Below are 15,604 nucleotides of genomic sequence, written 5' to 3' on the forward strand. Positions count from 1 at the left end.
GTGCGGCGCTCTCCGGCTCAGCCGAAGTTCACGTCGCTGCACCACATGTAGGCCTGGTCGAGGTGCGAGGCCTGCCAGATCACGAACAGGATGTGGTGTCCGGTGTAGCCGGAGGTGTTGACGTTGAACCTGATGTCCTGTGCCGGGGCGTAGCGGCCGGTCTGCGTGATGAAGTCGAGGTTGCCCCAGCCCAGGGTCTGGGTCTTGGGGTTGAAGCCCTGCTTGCTCACGTAGACCTTGAAGTAGTCGGCACCGTGGGACGCCTGGTCGTACAGCTGGACCGTGAAGTTGTTGCTGATGTTGGTCGTCTTCCACTGTCCGGGCTTGTTCAGACTGGCGTTCCTCGAGAGGTTGTTGCTGCAGAGCGTCCCGTCGGGGGTCCGTGCCTGGAACTGGCCCCCGAGACCGTCGCGGAGCGCGCTCATCCAGTTCCACATGGTGTCGGGGTTGGCCTGGAACGCCTGGTAACACATGGGGTCTTCGGTCTGCATGGCCGGGTTCGTGTGGTTGCTGCCCCACGTCTTCCAGCACTGGTACGCACGGGAGGCGGGGTTGACGATGGTGCCGTGAGCCTGGGCGGGGGCCGACCAGGTCAGTGCGCCGACAACCACGGCGAACACCATGACGAACGCCTGGAGAGGCCGGCGGAGGAGCGACCGTGAACGCCCGGTCGATGGACTCTGCTTGCGCATGTGGGGGGAACTCCTTCCAGTTGCAAGACTGTCATGGGAGCGCTCCCAACGGTACGACTTCCGAGTGAAATGTCAATGAAACAAACAAAGTTGATCACAGAGGCGGGTGGTGAGCAGGGGATCTGCCGTGAGCCGGGAGGCGGAACCGTTCCCGGGGCCGGAGAGCGAGGATGTGGCCCGGACCGGTGTGCGGGGCGATGTCGGGGAAGGGCGTACGCGGCATGACGACGGGGCCTGGTTCCGGCGCGAGGGCTGTCCGGTTCCACAACACGCGGGATCCCAAGCCCTGATGGTGCGCTTCCGCGCACCCGAGTCGTCCTCGTCGGGCAGGTTGCCCGGTAGGAACCGTGACTGTACGGCGCACCGGGCGGGGAACGCGGCTCATGGCACGCGGCGGGAACGTCCGTACTCCTCGGACCCGAACCGACGGCACCGGAGCATGGACGCCGCAGTGATCGATCGTTTCGGCCAACTTGCTTTTGTCGAGAAAGAATTGAGCTGGCGAACCCTGTCGTGGCGGCACCGGGAACATGCCTGACCGAAGAAGCCCGACCATCGCATCCGGAGGGACATCGGCTTACCATGACGCCGCGTCGATTCGCGGTCTTGCAGATCCGGGCCGGCAGGGGAGACTGCCTTGACGACCGGGTCCGCCCGGTCCCCGGCAGCACCACGCCAAGCAGGTCGGTCCACCGTCACTCCACCGGGATGAGGTCTGATGAACCGAAACCGAGCCACCGTCACGGCGGCCGCCGTGACCCTGTTCACCGCCGGCCTCGCCGTCGGCCCGGCAGCCGCCGCCGACGCCGAGGCGAAGGCCCGCGTCGGAGCCGACTGGGTGACCCAGTCGATCGTCTTCACCGCCGCTGCGGGACAGACCAACAACCTCGACATATTCTCCATGTACACCAGCGACGGGATCCGGCGGATCGGCTTCAGCGACGTGGTCCCGCTCGAACCGGGCGACCACTGTGCGTACTCCAGACCCGAGGACACCACCTCCGTCGTCTGTGAACTGCCCGTTGACAGCCCCCGGCCCGACAGGATCGACGTCTTCCTCGGCGACGGCGACGACACGACCGCCGCCTTCACCCCCGGGATCGGCACGGTCAGCGGCGGCCCCGGCGACGACGAACTGCACGCCCACACCGCACGCACGGTGCTGGGCGGCGCGGGGAACGACATGGTCATGGGGCCCGCGGCCCTGCACGGCGGCGACGGCATGGACCACCTGATGGGTGACAGCGGCAACCAGCAGATGTGGGGCGGCCGGGGCGACGACATGATCGAGGGCTACGGCGGTGACGACACCGTGCACGCCGGCCCCGGTGACGACCACGCCATGGGCGGGGACGGCCGTGACATCGTCCTCGGCGGTCCCGGCAACGACACACTGGACGGCGAAGGCGGCGACGACCTCGTCTGCGGCGGCACCGGAAAGGACATCCTCGAAGGCGGACCCGGCCGCAACATCGTCCTGCCGTAAGAGAGCACCCGATCCAGGCAGTCGGTGTTCCGGGATGGTTCTGTGACTGGTGGTGCCGGCGGTCGTCGGGCGATGTGTGCGTGCTCCTCGTCCGTACCGCAGTGATGTGTCCGATGCCCGCTGGGCTCCGATCGAGCCGGTCTCCACGGCCTGGCGGGTGAGACGCACCGGACCGGATGCACGATCTGCGGGAAATCGTCAACGAGATCCTGTACGTCAACCGCACCGGCATCCCGTGGGAGTACCTGCCGCGCGGCTTCCCGCCGTGCAAGACCGTCCACGACTCCTACGCGGAGTGGGAGGCCGACGGTACCACCCGGCAGGTCCACGACCTGTTGTGCGACAAGCCCCGGCAGGCCCACGGCCGCAGCGCTCAGCCGACCGCGGCCGTGGTCGACGCGCGGAGCGTGAAGACCTCGGCCGACGTCGCCGAGACCAGTCGGGGCGTCGACGAGTCGCGGTGGGCGGCTGAGCGGTGGTCGGGCGGGTCACACCATGGTCGACTCCTTTGTGTCCGCCCGAGCGGCTGCCGCCGATCCGGGGGCGGAGGCCGGCTGGGGGCCGCCTTCGCTGAGGCCGTACCGCGCGTGGAACGTGCGCAGGAAGCCGGGCGCGTACCAGGCAGAGCTTCCCAGCAGACGCATCGCGGCGGGGACGAGCACGCCGCGGACGGCGAGGGCGTCGATGAGGATGGCCAGTCCGCTGCCAAGGCCGAACATCTGCATGAAGCTGAGTTCGGAGGTGCCGAAGGCGAAGAAGCTCACCGCGAGCAGGAAGGCGGCCGCGCTGACGATGCGCCCGGTGTGGCCGAGGCCGTTGACCACGGCGGTCTCGTTGTCCTCTCCCTGGTCGTGGAGTTCCTTGATCCGGCTGGTGACGAAGACCTCGTAGTCCATCGAGAGGCCGAAGCCGATGCAGAACATCAGCACGGTCATCGCCAGCTCCATCGGCTGGGCGGTGAAGCCGAGCAGGGAGGAGAGGTTGCCGTCCTGGAAGATCCAGGTCATCACACCGAGGGTGGCACCCAGGCTGATCAGGTTGAGGATCAGCGCGCGCAACGGCTGCACGACGCTGCCGGTGAACAGGAAGAGCAGCAGGAAGGTGCTGAGGACGACCAGGGTCACGGCCAGCGGGAGTCTGTCGGCGATGGATTCCTTGGCGTCGACCAGTACGGCGTCGTTCCCGCCGACCAAGGGGTCCGTCCCCGGGGGCGGAGTCACCGAGCGTATCTGCTTGACCAGGCTCTCGGCCGCCTCCGACTTCGGCGTCAGGTCGCTCACCACACTGATCCGCTGTGCGTCGGGCCGGCCGAGGGCGGAGTCGGCCGGGCCGGTCGCGGCGGGCCGTCCCGCGCTGTAGGTGCCCGCGCTGGTCTCGACACGCTCGACGCCCTCGAGCGCGGCCAGTCGCCCCGCGTAGGAGGCCAGCGGGGCTTCGGCCACGGAGGTGTCGATGGTGATGAAGACGGCCGAGTCCTCGCTGCCGCCGAATTCCTCTCGGAGGACCTGCGAGACCTGGCGGCTCTCGGCGTCCTCGGGCAGCACGCGTTCGTCCGTCGTTCCGAAGGTGATGTTCAGCAGGGGGCTCGCCACCAGCAGCAGCACGGCGAGAACGGGCACCGCCGTGAGCACGGGCCGCCGCATGACGGTGCGCGCCAGCCGTCCCCACAAGGATGCCTGAGCCCCGGAGCGCCGCACCTTCGCCCATGGCATCCGCCCGCCGTTGACCCGGTGTCCCAGAACCTTCAGCAGGGCCGGCATCACGAACAGAGTGCTCAGGGCGGCGACGGCGACGACGCCGACCCCGGCGAAGCCGAACGAGCGCAGGAAGTACTGCGGGAACACCATGAGGGCCGCCAGAGCCGCCGCGACGGTCGCCGCGGAGAAGGCGACGGTGCGGCCCGCGGTGTGCATCGTCCGTCGGACGGCGTCGTCCACGCTCACACCGGCCGCGATCTGCTCCCGGAAGCGGCTGACCATCAGCAGGGCGTAGTCGATGCCCAGTCCGAGCCCCAGGGCGGTGGTGAGATTGGTCGCGGTGTCGGCCACGTCGGTGACGCTGCCGAGCAGGAAGAGCTGGGCGAACGAGCCGATGACGGCGATGACGGCGATGACGAGCGGCAACAGCGCCGCGACGACGCTGCCGAAGACGATCAGGAGCAGCACAAGGGTCAGCGGTATGGCGATCGCCTCGGCGAGGACCAGATCCTCGACCACCTGGTTCGACAGGTCGGCTCCTACCGCGGCGCTTCCCCCGGCCCGGACGGTGAGGACGTCCTTGTAGGAGCCGCTGTAGGTGTCCAGGATCGCGATGGCGCTTTCCCGCTGCTCGGTGCTGTCTCCTTTCACGTGGGCGAGCACCATGGCTTCACGGCCGTCCTCGGAACGCAGGTCCGGGCTGTTCGTCTCCCAGAAGGAGACGACGTTGCTGAGCCGCTCGTCCTTCTTGAGCTCGGCCACCAGGCCCCGGCCGTTCTCCTCGGCCGCGGGGGTGTCGATACGGCCGTCGGGGGAGCGGACCAGCAGGACGAGGTTGGTCTCGCCGCCGAACTTGTCGGCGATGACGTTCGCTGCCCGCGTGGAGGGGGAGGCGGGGTCGTCGAAGCCGCCTCCCTTCAGCTTGCCGAAGGCGCCGGCGCCCACTACGCCCATCAGCACCACGGCCAAGGCGGCCACGACCAGCACCCATCGGGACCGGCGGATCGCCAAGTCGGCCATACGTTCGAACACGAGTGGATCTCCTTCAGGGTTCTTCGGGAAAGACGAGAGGTGGCGACCGGGCGAGAAGCCGGCGGAACGCGTCGCGGAGCCCTCTTCGCTCCGGCAGAGGGTGCGTGATGCCGCGCTCGTCGCCGCCGGGAACGACGCTAGTAAGGCAGCGTGTTTTTGAGCAGAAGGAGATTTACCTGACACTGTCAGGTTTTTCTGCCGGGCGTAGTTCTCTGATGACTCGTCCCGTCAACCGCCTTAGGATCGCCGCATGTTCGCCGAAGAGCCCGTGACGGTCCTGCCGTCCCTGCGTCAGCGACGCCGAGCCGTCGCCACTCGAGAGATCGTGGACGCCGCCGAGCGCCAGATCGCCGGGCACGGGCCGCACGCCCTGTCCCTGCGAGCGGTCGCCCGCGACCTCGGCATGACCGTGCAGGGGCTCTACCACTACTTCCCGAACAGGGACGCCCTCGTCACGGCGTTGGTGGCCAAGGCGTACGACGACCTGGCCGACGCCGTGACGGCAGCCGTCGACGCAGCGGCCGACGAACCGGCTGCACGGCGGTTCCTGGCCGCCACCGAGGGCTATCGCCGCTGGGCCGTCACCCACGTCGAACGATTCCAGCTGCTGTACGGCGCACCGTTGCGCCATTACGAGGCACCTGCCGAGGGCCCGACCACTCAGGCGATGCGCCGGCTGAGCATGGTCTTCCAGCGAGAGATGTTCGACGGGTTCACCACGGCACAACTTGCCGCAGCCGACACCCGGGCGCTCTCGCCGGCTCTGCAGGCGCACCTGGAACCCCTGTTTCCGCATGGTTCGGAAACTCTGCCGCCTTCCGCGGCCGCTCTCCTCCTGGGTGCCTGGGGGCACATGCACGGCATGGTCGTCCTGGAGGCCTTCGGGCACACCTCTTTCATCGGCGAACACCAAGCGGAGATCTTCCGCATGGCCATGCGCGACCTGCTGGAGGACATCCGTCGACGGATCCCCACGCAGCCCCCGGGGACACCGGCTGCCCCTTGAGGGGCGGCGCCGGAAGCGCGGCGGCGGCGCTGGCGGCTGCCCGGTTCCGCACCGAAGCCGGCACCGGCGGGACGCATGCTTCCGGTGCTGCCGGCCTTCACACCGGCCAGGACGGGTGGAGGCGATCCAGGACGGCCGCGGCATCACCACCGTCCATGACTGCGGCAACCGCGACCGCGTGCGCGAGGTCCCCTCCACGGACTTCACCGTCACGGTTGTCCCACACGAGCACCATGGGCGCACCGGGCTGCTGGTATGCGACGATGAGCAGGTTGCGGTAGTCGGTCCAGGTGAAACTGCGTCTGCCGCCGCGGTGGAGAAGCGGTGCTGGAGCGTCCCCGCACCCGGATGAGGGGTGTGCGTCCGCGTCGGGCCCAGGCCCGTGCGGTGGGCGGCGTCATCGAGAAGCCGGCTTCGTCGGCGAGAAGCGGGAGCGGCTGTGGCAGCGGGCCGCGCCATGCCGAATCCGCCGACCCCGCTAACGCGGTTGCGCGTTCCGGTGCTTGTCGCCTGCTTGCTCCAAGGCGGCCTCGTAGGCGTGCAGGGCGGCGATGACCGTGCGGCGTTCCGCGGGGGCGAGACCGTGCATGACGCGTTCCCAGGCGGAGGCACTGCCGGAAAGCCATTCGCCGATCGGTGCGGCGTAGGCGGGGGCGATGCCGACGATGCGGCGGCGGCGGTCGACGGGATCGGCGGTGCGCTGCAGGACACCCAGCCGTGACAGCTCACTCACCATGAGGCTGACGGTCGTCGGGGCCACCTCCAGCCGGGCGGCCAGGTCGTTGACGCTGGTGGGACCGTCGTACTCCAGGTGGGCCAACAGCGCGAGATGTCGCGGTGCCAGGTCCAGGCCCTGGAGCGCCGGAGGGATGGGCAGGCGCTTGGCGCGGCCGACAAGCCGTGGCATGAGCAGCAGCAGGGTGCGGACGGCCTCATCAACGGCTGGGCCGTGCGATTCCGTGGACATCGGCGACCTCTCCCAGATACCTTTAAGAACAAAGGCTTTGGATTCAAAGGGAACGAGGTCCACTATGCCGCATCTGACCGTCCACCTTCCGGAGAGCAGGCTGACCGGTAAGGAACCCGTGCTCGTCGCCGCACTGACCGACGCGATCGTCGACGTCTATGGGGAATGGGCCCGCGACCTCGTAAGCGTCCGCCTGGCCGGAGTCCCCGCAGGGCGTTTTGCGCAGGGCGGCAAGGCCGTGGACACAAACGCCTCGGTGGTCCTGGGCGTTCGAGCCGGCGTCTTCGACCGCCCCGACGCCGCCCGGATCACCGTGCGCCTCGGCACCGCGCTCACCGACGCGATCACGCGCGTCGTCGGCGACGACCTCCGCGCCGGCACCATGGTCGAACTCGTGGCGTCACCGCCGGAACGAACCTTCGTGGGCGGCGCTCTCACCGTGTGACCCCCAGCCGGGTCACCTCATGAACTGCCCTTTTCCACAAGAGGCACTCAGACGACTGTGTGTTGTTCGGCCCGGACTCGGGTGGTGTGGAGACGGTAGGAGTCGGTGCCGGCGCCGGTTTCGATGATGTCGCCGCCGAGGGCGAGGCGGCCGACGATGGCCGCCTACAGATCGACCATGGACTTCGGCAGCACCCGGGCCCCTCGTCGTGCAGAACACAACCATGGTCCCGAGGCAAGCATCTGGGCGTTCTCGAAACTCGGCGACGTCACTCTCCCGTGGAACCAGGCGTTCGCACCGCTGAGCAGCAGACGTGCTCGAAACTCACCTGCAAAGCCAGGAGCCCGATCAGTTTCCTGATCCGCACCGGCGTCCACGTCTGGTCCGGCCGGCCGTGTACGACCGGCCCCTTGGCGGGCTCCTGCTCGAACGCGGTGAACAGGGCTTCACTCGGCTGGGGCCGTGTCACCGCCCGGCGGCTACCGCCGCAATGTCTCCAGCAGGCTTCCGAGCTGCCGTACCGGCTCCTCTCCCGCCACTCGCAGGACGACCGTGTCGGCGCCGGCCGCCGCCAGTTCGCGTACATGGCCGACGGCCTCCTCCGGGCGGCCGGAGACGGTGAACACCTCGTCCGCCGGGCGGCCGAGCCAGGCGGCCTGACCTTCCGTGTGCGGGCGCAGCGCCTCGGCGGCGCGGGCGGGATCCTCGTCCACGCAGGTGAAGGCGAACACCGTCAGCGTGTGCTCCGCGCCCGCGCCGCCCTTGGCCACCAGCTCCCGGGCCGCCGCCACCTCGGCGGGGCCGTTCCCCTCCGCGATCACCGTGCCGTCGGCGACCCGCCCGGACAGCTCCAGCGAACGCGGCCGTACCACTCCCGCGACCACCGGCGGCACCTCGGCCGGCGGGTGCACCAACCGGATCCCGTCCAGCCGCACCTCCCGCCCCTCCAGTTCGACGTGCTCTCCCCGCAGCAGCGCCCGCACGGAGGTGATCGTCTCTTCCAGCAGCGCGAGCGGGGAGCGCGGGGCGAGGCCGACCGCCGTCATCCACTCCCGCACCCCGTGCCCGACCCCGGCCACCAACCGGCCCGGGAACACCCGTGTCAGCGTGGCCAGTTCCATCGCGAGCAGCGCAGGGCTGCGCAGCGGCGCCGGGGTGATCCCGATGCCGACCCGCAGCCGCTCGGTCGCCCCCAGCGCCACGGCCGCCGCGGACACGCCCCCGTTCCAGCCGAGGTCCTCCACGACCCAGAGGTCGTCCGCGCCGAGCGCCTCGACCTCCCGCGCGAACCCGGGCAGCCCCTCGGGCGCCCAGTCCCGGTCGTACATCACGCCGATCCGAACGCCGTTCTGCGAAGTCGTCGTCATGGACCGCAACCTATGCGTCGTTCGTACCGATGATCAACGGTCGGGACACCGTTCCCGCCGGCGCTCACCCTCGGCACGACATTCCGGCAGGTCACGGGCGTACAACCGATCAGCGGGAGTTGAGATGGCCCACAGTGGCAACGGACACGACCACCACCATCCCCACCACCACGGACCCGGCCACGGCCACAGCCACCAGGTCGTCGGACCCGGCACCGTCCACGCGGCCTTCGAGCCGGCCGTCCCCGGTCACGTCAATGGTTCAAGCGGTCCTCCCCCTGGAGCAACACCGCTGAAGAAGCTCACTGGCTATGGATGAAGGCCCTCAAAGCAGATCAGGGGGCGAGGGATGCATATAGGGCTTGACCCGCATAAAAACCCCTTAGGGGTCGTTTTCTCCTGATGTTCCATCCCGGAATCGGCTTTTTGGTGTGTGGTGTCGGGTCGCGCCAGGAGAAGGTGTTCTCATCGGCGGACGACCATGCTCTTGACCGCGTTCTGCTTGCTCTTGCCGGAGACGAACGTGTCCCGGTCCTCACGCCCGGTGGTCGGCCCCGGGCCCGGAACTCGGTGCCGTTGATGACCCAGGTCTTCCTGTCGGCGCCGAGGTGGCCGATGACCTCGGCCAGGGTCCGCAGCCGCACATCCGGGCTGACGGTGCACCCTCGCTCGGCGAGTAAGCGCCGCACCTCTCCGATGGCCCGAGTGATGGTGGAGCGGCCGGTATCGAACCAGCAGGCCGGCACGCCGTGCACGGTCGCGTGCCGGAGACGCACGAGCGTGGCCAGGAGCCGGTTGACGAACATCAACCGGTGCTTCGCACCCGCGCCCACAGCACGCTTCCGCGGCCGGGATGCGAGCTTGCCCGGATGCCGTTCATGCCGCAACGGGCCTGTTACAACCACGAGTTCAGCGATCACGTAGATCGACACGACAGGCCTGTGATCCTCCGGTCGCCGATGATCGCCGCACGAGACGGGCTCCCCACCACGCGACCATGAATCGACGATCAGGAGTTCGACGCCTCACCACCTGCCGCGCACGAGCTCGCCGGCGGGCGCCCTCGAGGCGGCGACGTGCGCGCACGGTGCTGCCCCCGCCTTCCGGCCGGACCTGCCGTCTTGTTCCTTGGGGCGGGCTGATCGTACAACCGTGTCGACACTGTCCATATATCCCGAATGTATGACAAACGGGGGTAGTGTACGCATATGGTGACTGCCCCGAGGGCCGGATGCGAGCGCGGCCTGCGCGGACGGCAGGTTCCGTCCGGTGCCCTGCCGCTCGGAATATCCGCACGGCCGCACTGAGCTGCGTTCCGGAGATCGGCGAGGGACGCTCACCGATCTCCGCAACAGTCGGTTCCGCCGCCCACCGGATGTGCTCACCGCCCCGTCGGTGCCTTGTGAGGAAGAGCGCCTCCGGCCGTCTGGCTCTGTCCGGGCGGTGGTGGCAGACCCACGCCTTCACCTGTCTTCTCCCGACCAGCGAGGTACACCCAGTCATGCGCACGGACCGCACCAGTCAGACCTCCCCCACACGTCGCGCCGTACTCGGCGCCGGTATCGCGGCCGCGGGTGCCGGGCTGCTTGCCGCCTGCTCACCTGCCGGTTCGCGCGACGGCAACCACTCGGGCGCGCCCGCGCCGGCCGGATCCGCTCCGAACGGCAGAGAGGTCGGCGGGGCACATCCGGACCCCGCCGAACCGCTCCGCAAGCACACATTGAAGGCCACCCCGTCGCCGGTCGAGTTGGGCGCCGGACGTACCTTCAGGTCGTGGACGTACGAGGGGGTGCTGCCGGGCCGGGAGGTGCGGGTCACCGCAGGTGACACTGTGGCGTTCACGCTGGCCAACCACTTGCCGGAGGCGACGACCGTGCACTGGCACGGTATCGCGCTGCGCAACGACATGGACGGTGTGCCCGGTGTGACGCAGCGGTCGGTCGAACCCGGTGAGACGTTCGACTACCGCTTCACCGCGACGCACCCCGGCACCTACTGGTTCCACCCTCACATGGGGGTGCAGGTCGACCGTGGCCTGTACGCGCCACTCATCGTCGACGACCCGAAGGAGCCACTCGGGTACGACCACGAGTGGATCGTCGTGCTGGACGACTGGATCGACGGAGTGGACGGCTCCACCCCCGACGATGTTCTCTACCAGCTCCGCAAGGGCAAGCCCCCGGTGGGGCACGGCACCAGGCCGGAGGGACCCGTCGGGGTCGGTGGCGGGGCGTTGGCGGACGCCGCGTCCGGGGGAGCGGACGACGGGAAGGGCTCCGGACGGGCGCCCTCGCCGTCGCCGTACCGGCGGAAAGGGCCGAAGCGGCTGATGGCGGGAGCCACCAGCAAGCTGCTCGGCGGTCACGCGGGACACATCGCCTACCCCTACTACCTGATCAACGGGCGCACGGCGGACGACCCCACGCAGTTCACGGCCAAGCCCGGCGACCGGATCAGGCTGCGCATCATCAACGCCGGCGGGGAGTCGGCCTTCCGGGTGGCGCTCGGCGGACACCGGATGACCATCACCCACAGCGACGGCTTTCCCGTGCAGCCGTACAAGACGGACGCGCTGGTCATCGGCATGGCCGAGCGGTACGACGTGCTGATCACCGCACAGTCGGGTGTCTTCCCGCTTGTCGCGCTCGCCGAGGGGAAGGGGGGCCGCGCCATGGCCGTCCTGCGTACGGGCGCCGGAGCGGTCCCCAAGCCGTCCGCGCACCCTGCGGAGCTGGACCGTGAGGTGCTGGTGTCCGCCCGCCGGCTCGGGCCGGACGAGTCGGTGGCGATGCCCCGCCGCAGGTACGACCGGCTGCTCCGGGTCAAACTGACCGGTGGCATGAAGGACTACGACTGGGGAATCGACCACGAGCCCTACAACCCGGACACGCTTCACAAGGTCGAACGGGGCGAGCGGGTGCGGCTGGTGGTCATCAACGCCACCCACATGTGGCACCCCGTGCATCTGCACGGCCACACGTTCTCCCTCGCAGGCGTGGACTCGAACGGTGCCCGCAAGGACACGTCGATCGTGCTGCCGCACAACAAGCTGGTGGCGGACTTCGACGCGGACAATCCCGGACTGTGGATGCTGCACTGCCACAACATCTACCACTCGGAGTCCGGGATGATGACGACCCTTGCGTACCACGGGTAAGACGTCCCTCCTCGAGCGGCGAGGCGATGTCCGGAGCCCGGTCACACTGCCGGCGACCCGCGGCCCGCCCGGCGGCGCGGAGTTCTCGGACACTCCTGCCGGGAAATGACCGGCGGACATCGCCGCATCCTGCTGACGAGCCCGTGCACGGTAGGCGGTGGGGTGCCGAGGACGGCGGTGGGGCTCGGTGTCCACATCGGTCGTGCCGATGTCAGGTCCGTGGTCTGCTGGTGGGGCAGCAGTCCGGCGATGGCCTGGACGGTGTGGCTCATGTGTTCACGGCGGCCGAGGTGGCGGGCCGGCGCCCGCCAGTTCTTCGAGTGGGCGATGCCGCGCTCGACCCGGATGCGGCGTGAGGAGTGGGCTTTGCGTTGCCGCTCGTACATCTCCTCGTGCCGGTCCGGGGCATTCTTCTTGAACTTGCGGTGTGATGGTGTGATCACCCGTCCGTCGGTCTGGGCACCCAGGCCCGGATAACCGGCGCCGGCAAGGATCTCCACCGCGGGCCCGTCGGCCAGAAGCTCGGCCGGCACCGACCGGCGGGCATGGGTGATGTCCGCGCAGCTGCCGGGCTTGGCCGGACCGCGGAACAACACCCGCCCGTCCTCGTCGGTGACCACCATGGTCCCGACGGCGTTCTGCTTGTTCTTGCCGGAGGTGTACGAGGGTGGCCAGGAGCCGGTCGACGAAGACCAGTCAGTCGGTACTTCGCACCAGCGCCACAGCGCGCTTCCGCAGCCCGGAGGCAAGTCCGGCCTGACGCCGTTCATGCCACAACGGGCCAAGCTCAGCCACGAGTTCAGCAATCACGTCGGCCGGCAGACCCGTGATCCTCCGGTCGCCGATGATTGCTGCACGAGACGCGTTCCCCACCACACGACCAGGATCGGCGATCAGAAGACCGATGCCTCACCGCCTACCGTGCACGAGCTCGTCAGCCGTGACTGTGCAGGTCTCTTTCACGGGGCTTTGCCAAGGCTGTCCGCACGAGCGGCGCAAGATGGCGGGAGAGAGGGGCCCGCAGACAAGTCCTGACGCGTAATCAGTCCCCGTCCCCATCGCTGCCGCAGGGCAGAGAAACAGCAAACTCCTCTTCCCCGGCCATGAACCGGCCATGAAGCGGTCCACCTTGCCGCTGTCGTCCAAGGCGAAGATGACGACCTTGCCTTGAAACCGTGCTCCACTCGGTGCGAAGACAAGTCCGTCCGAATCGGGTCCCTTGATCTCCCCGTCGTAAGGTGTCAGCACCTCGTCGCGTGTGCTGCCCCGACGGATTCCCGATGCGGCCGAGACTGACGCGGGCGAGGAGACCGAGATCGCGACGAGGCGGTCGTCGTTGCCGAAACGCAACAGTAGACCGTCAAGGCCTTCTCCGACGGACAGATCCTCACAGTCCGGGCCACCTGGCCCATCGGGTATGCGGGGGGAGCAATGCTCAGGACTTGTGGATCGGTTCCGGAGGGCACGCGGAGGGCGTACCTTCCCGAATGATCCTCAAGGTCTCCGGGTGGGCCCGCGTCACAGCGCGGGTCGGGAAGGTACGCCCGCGCTCAGCGCAGTCACCGACGACGGCTCCACACAGTCCGGCTCCCTGATCGACGAAATCGTCCGCGAGGCGCCCGCCGCATGCCGGCCACCGCTCTGGAATCGGAAGTCGGCCAGTACATAGCCGAGTTGTCGGTCGAGACCGACGGGTACGGCTGGCGTCCCGTGGTCCGCAACGGCCACCACAAGGCGAGGCCCTTGGCCACCACCGCCGGACCGGTCCAGGTCAAGGCCCCGCGGATGAACGACCGCCGCCGCCGCGGCATGCGCGACCCCGAGCTGGTCACCGGAGACGGTGCCATGGGCCTTTGGCGGGCGCTCGCCGAGGTGTTCTTGGCAGCCAGGCCGCAAAGATGCTGGGTTCACAGAGCCCGCAACGTCACCAACCGCCTGCCCAGATCCGCACAGCCCGGCACGACGAAGGCGATGCAGGAGATATGCAACGCCGAGGACCGGGACGAACTGCCCGCGTTCTACGACTTCCCTGCCGGGCGTTGGATTCCCCTGCGGACCACCGACCCCATCAAGTCGGCCCTCTCCACGGTCAGGCTCCGCACCGAGGCCACGCGAGGCGCGGGCAGCCCGGCGGCGTCGCTCGCGATGGTCTTCAAACTGGTCGGATCCGCTCAGGCACGATGGCGCGCGATCACCGCAGTCCACCTGGTGTTCCTGGTCCGTGCGGGCGCACGATGTGAGAACGGCCTCCTGGCCGAGCGTGAGGAGCGGGCCGCATGAACGTCCACGACATCCCGCGGAACCCGGACGAGCACGTCCGCTTCGCGGCCTACCTCGACAAGCTGGGGCACGTTGCCGACCCGGACGAGGTCGACCTGGTCAGCCGCGTGCTCACCGATCCGGACCAGACGATGGCCCAGTCCGCCGTGCTGCGGCACCTGGACCGCCGGGCCGCCGACCTCTACCCCCGCCCCGCCTACGACAGGTGGGCACAGGCGATGACCCGGGCCACGATCGGCCGCCCCTTCCTGGCTCAGCGGCTGCGGGAGTGGTCACTCTTCCGCGCCGTCACGCTCGGGCTGCCCTGGCAGCCGGACGACCTGCTCGCGTCATCCGACTGGCTCCAGCTCAAGACCGCAACCGGGACGAACACCGAGGCCATCGAAATCCTCGCCGAAACCGGCCGCACCAAGCGGATCCGCAACACTGCCAGGACCAGCCTCAGCCACCGCAGCGAGAGCTGAGATCAGCTCACCCACAACTCTTGACTATTGCTCGCCGAACCGCGGCATCCACCGAGTCCGCTCCAGCGAGCAACTCCCGTGGTCCCTCCGCCTCCACACCGGCCTGACCATTCATCCCCAAATACCACAGAACTAACGAAAACTCAGTAGGTACGAGCATCATGGCCGACGAGGCCGGCCCCATGGCGCCTCAGTGGAGGAGGGTCCTCCAGGCCACCAGTCCCGGCCGGCCCGCCTCTGCGAGGCCCACCGCGAACGGCTTGTCGCCGTCGTCCGTCACCAGATGGATGCTGCACTCCGTCACGCTGTCGCCCGGTGGGACCAACCGGGCGACCCAGTCGGACGGACAGCCGGGGATCTCCGTGCCGAGGATGAAGGGGTCCTTCCCTGTATCCGCCGACCGCCTTCGGTGAGCAGGTGGACGTGGTCGGCATCTTCCCCGACTGCACCGCCGTCGTCCGGCTCGTCGGCGCGGTCCTGGCCGAGCAGAACGACGAGTGGACCGAGGCCCGCCGCCACATGGGCCGCGAGCTCCTCGCCAAGGCCCGACTCCACCCGATCGAGTCAGAAACCGACGACACGTCCCTGCCCACCGAACTCACCGCATAGCCTCAAACCGAGATCACCGAGTGGCCGTCGATACACCACTCCAGCGGACGTGACCAGACGGGGGCCGTTCTCGTACCCGGTACGGAACTTGCTCTGATCGGCGGGATACTCGTACAGCTTGAGCTTCAGGCGGGTGTTGTCGATGGTGTTGGGTGCGATCTCCAGGTCCATCGCCTCACACACCTGCCGCGCCCGCAGCGGGGCTTCGACCGTGTCGAACACCGCCATGGTCGGGCCTTGACCCCGGTTCCTGGACACGGGTTATGCGGCTTGCGTCAGCGTAGTTGATGTCGTTCGGAAGGTGTTCTCGTAGGCGATCGGACTGCGGTGTCCGAGGCGGGAGTGACGGCGTCGGGTGTTGTAGCGGTTCAGCCAGCGGAAGGCGTCGAGGCGGGCCTCGCC

Annotated in this window: 12 protein-coding genes and 4 pseudogenes; 8 read left to right on the plus strand and 8 right to left on the minus strand. The window is 68.8% G+C overall.

Annotated features, from left to right (window positions below; translation table 11 throughout):
* Nucleotides 1-17: 17 nt before the first annotated feature.
* A complete protein-coding gene (locus IH50_RS0116075; protein ID WP_030861829.1) occupies nucleotides 18-623 on the minus strand; it encodes a lytic polysaccharide monooxygenase auxiliary activity family 9 protein in 606 nt (201 codons plus the stop codon).
* A gap of 787 nt (nucleotides 624-1,410) precedes the next feature.
* On the opposite strand from IH50_RS0116075, the gene IH50_RS0116080 reads away from it, so the two are divergent.
* Nucleotides 1,411-2,178: a calcium-binding protein gene (locus tag IH50_RS0116080; protein ID WP_030861831.1), complete on the plus strand. Its 768-nt coding sequence runs from the start codon at nucleotides 1,411-1,413 to the stop codon at nucleotides 2,176-2,178.
* 176 nt (nucleotides 2,179-2,354) lie between these two features.
* A pseudogene (locus IH50_RS43545) lies at nucleotides 2,355-2,495 on the plus strand (transposase); the annotation flags it as partial.
* Nucleotides 2,496-2,666: 171 nt separating this feature from the next.
* Here IH50_RS43545 and IH50_RS0116085 read toward each other — a convergent pair.
* Complete coding sequence (locus IH50_RS0116085) at nucleotides 2,667-4,907, minus strand: MMPL family transporter (protein ID WP_030861832.1); 2,241 nt, start codon at nucleotides 4,905-4,907, stop codon at nucleotides 2,667-2,669.
* A 250-nt stretch (nucleotides 4,908-5,157) separates the two neighbouring features.
* On the opposite strand from IH50_RS0116085, the gene IH50_RS0116090 reads away from it, so the two are divergent.
* A complete protein-coding gene (locus IH50_RS0116090) occupies nucleotides 5,158-5,913 on the plus strand; it encodes a TetR/AcrR family transcriptional regulator (protein ID WP_030861834.1) in 756 nt (251 codons plus the stop codon).
* A 214-nt stretch (nucleotides 5,914-6,127) separates the two neighbouring features.
* Here the strand turns inward: IH50_RS0116090 and IH50_RS42560 are convergent.
* Together IH50_RS42560 and IH50_RS0116100 are read right to left on the minus strand one after the other, a co-directional pair.
* Nucleotides 6,128-6,332: pseudogene (locus tag IH50_RS42560) on the minus strand (IS630 family transposase); the annotation flags it as partial.
* Nucleotides 6,333-6,391: 59 nt separating this feature from the next.
* Complete coding sequence (locus tag IH50_RS0116100) at nucleotides 6,392-6,880, minus strand: MarR family winged helix-turn-helix transcriptional regulator (protein ID WP_037872455.1); 489 nt, start codon at nucleotides 6,878-6,880, stop codon at nucleotides 6,392-6,394.
* 64 nt (nucleotides 6,881-6,944) lie between these two features.
* Between IH50_RS0116100 and IH50_RS0116105 the strand changes: the two genes are divergently transcribed.
* Nucleotides 6,945-7,325: a tautomerase family protein gene (locus IH50_RS0116105; RefSeq protein WP_030861841.1), complete on the plus strand. Its 381-nt coding sequence runs from the start codon at nucleotides 6,945-6,947 to the stop codon at nucleotides 7,323-7,325.
* 479 nt (nucleotides 7,326-7,804) lie between these two features.
* Here the strand turns inward: IH50_RS0116105 and IH50_RS0116115 are convergent, their stop codons facing one another.
* Nucleotides 7,805-8,692 carry an LLM class flavin-dependent oxidoreductase gene (locus IH50_RS0116115; protein ID WP_030861844.1) on the minus strand — a complete coding sequence of 296 codons (888 nt, stop codon included), beginning with the start codon at nucleotides 8,690-8,692 and terminating at the stop codon, nucleotides 7,805-7,807.
* A gap of 335 nt (nucleotides 8,693-9,027) precedes the next feature.
* The gene (locus tag IH50_RS39765) at nucleotides 9,028-9,624 is read right to left on the minus strand and encodes a transposase family protein (protein WP_234328168.1); all 597 of its coding nucleotides are present in this window, start codon (nucleotides 9,622-9,624) and stop codon (nucleotides 9,028-9,030) included.
* 569 nt (nucleotides 9,625-10,193) lie between these two features.
* On the opposite strand from IH50_RS39765, the gene IH50_RS0116125 reads away from it, so the two are divergent.
* Nucleotides 10,194-11,849, plus strand: coding sequence for a multicopper oxidase family protein (locus tag IH50_RS0116125; protein ID WP_030861846.1), 1,656 nt, complete (start codon nucleotides 10,194-10,196; stop codon nucleotides 11,847-11,849).
* 41 nt (nucleotides 11,850-11,890) lie between these two features.
* On the opposite strand, the gene IH50_RS42030 is transcribed toward IH50_RS0116125, so the two are convergent.
* On the minus strand, nucleotides 11,891-12,619 hold the full coding sequence (locus IH50_RS42030) for a transposase family protein (protein WP_234328169.1): 729 nt from the start codon (nucleotides 12,617-12,619) through the stop codon (nucleotides 11,891-11,893).
* A 737-nt stretch (nucleotides 12,620-13,356) separates the two neighbouring features.
* Here IH50_RS42030 and IH50_RS43550 point away from each other — a divergent pair.
* The 3 genes and pseudogenes from IH50_RS43550 to IH50_RS37730 all read left to right on the plus strand — a co-directional run.
* Nucleotides 13,357-14,129 (plus strand): annotated as a pseudogene (locus IH50_RS43550) (transposase).
* Nucleotides 14,126-14,593 carry a hypothetical protein gene (locus IH50_RS0116140; protein WP_030861852.1) on the plus strand — a complete coding sequence of 156 codons (468 nt, stop codon included), beginning with the start codon at nucleotides 14,126-14,128 and terminating at the stop codon, nucleotides 14,591-14,593. The pseudogene IH50_RS43550 and the gene IH50_RS0116140 overlap by 4 nt, the downstream one beginning before the upstream one ends.
* 414 nt (nucleotides 14,594-15,007) lie before the next feature.
* Nucleotides 15,008-15,202, plus strand: a pseudogene (locus IH50_RS37730) (transposase); the annotation flags it as partial.
* Here the strand turns inward: IH50_RS37730 and IH50_RS39775 are convergent.
* Nucleotides 15,158-15,430 carry a hypothetical protein gene (locus tag IH50_RS39775; RefSeq protein ID WP_078913983.1) on the minus strand — a complete coding sequence of 91 codons (273 nt, stop codon included), beginning with the start codon at nucleotides 15,428-15,430 and terminating at the stop codon, nucleotides 15,158-15,160. The pseudogene IH50_RS37730 and the gene IH50_RS39775 overlap by 45 nt on opposite strands.
* Between the last annotated feature and the right edge of the window lie 174 nt (nucleotides 15,431-15,604).

Source organism: Streptomyces sp. NRRL S-37, from assembly GCF_000721605.1.
GTDB lineage: Bacteria > Actinomycetota > Actinomycetes > Streptomycetales > Streptomycetaceae > Streptomyces.

Bases quoted from the DNA above. Each gene is read 5' to 3' on its own strand.
- IH50_RS0116075 (WP_030861829.1), bottom strand. From the start codon at position 623: ATGGTGTTCGCCGTGGTTGTCGGCGCACTGACCTGGTCGGCCCCCGCC.
- IH50_RS0116080 (WP_030861831.1), top strand. From the start codon at position 1,411: ATGAACCGAAACCGAGCCACCGTCACGGCGGCCGCCGTGACCCTGTTC.
- IH50_RS0116090 (WP_030861834.1), top strand. From the start codon at position 5,158: ATGTTCGCCGAAGAGCCCGTGACGGTCCTGCCGTCCCTGCGTCAGCGA.
- IH50_RS0116100 (WP_037872455.1), bottom strand. From the start codon at position 6,880: ATGTCCACGGAATCGCACGGCCCAGCCGTTGATGAGGCCGTCCGCACC.
- IH50_RS0116105 (WP_030861841.1), top strand. From the start codon at position 6,945: ATGCCGCATCTGACCGTCCACCTTCCGGAGAGCAGGCTGACCGGTAAG.
- IH50_RS0116115 (WP_030861844.1), bottom strand. From the start codon at position 8,692: ATGACGACGACTTCGCAGAACGGCGTTCGGATCGGCGTGATGTACGAC.
- IH50_RS0116125 (WP_030861846.1), top strand. From the start codon at position 10,194: ATGCGCACGGACCGCACCAGTCAGACCTCCCCCACACGTCGCGCCGTA.
- IH50_RS42030 (WP_234328169.1), bottom strand. From the start codon at position 12,619: ATGAACGGCGTCAGGCCGGACTTGCCTCCGGGCTGCGGAAGCGCGCTG.
- IH50_RS0116140 (WP_030861852.1), top strand. From the start codon at position 14,126: ATGAACGTCCACGACATCCCGCGGAACCCGGACGAGCACGTCCGCTTC.
- IH50_RS39775 (WP_078913983.1), bottom strand. From the start codon at position 15,430: ATGGCGGTGTTCGACACGGTCGAAGCCCCGCTGCGGGCGCGGCAGGTG.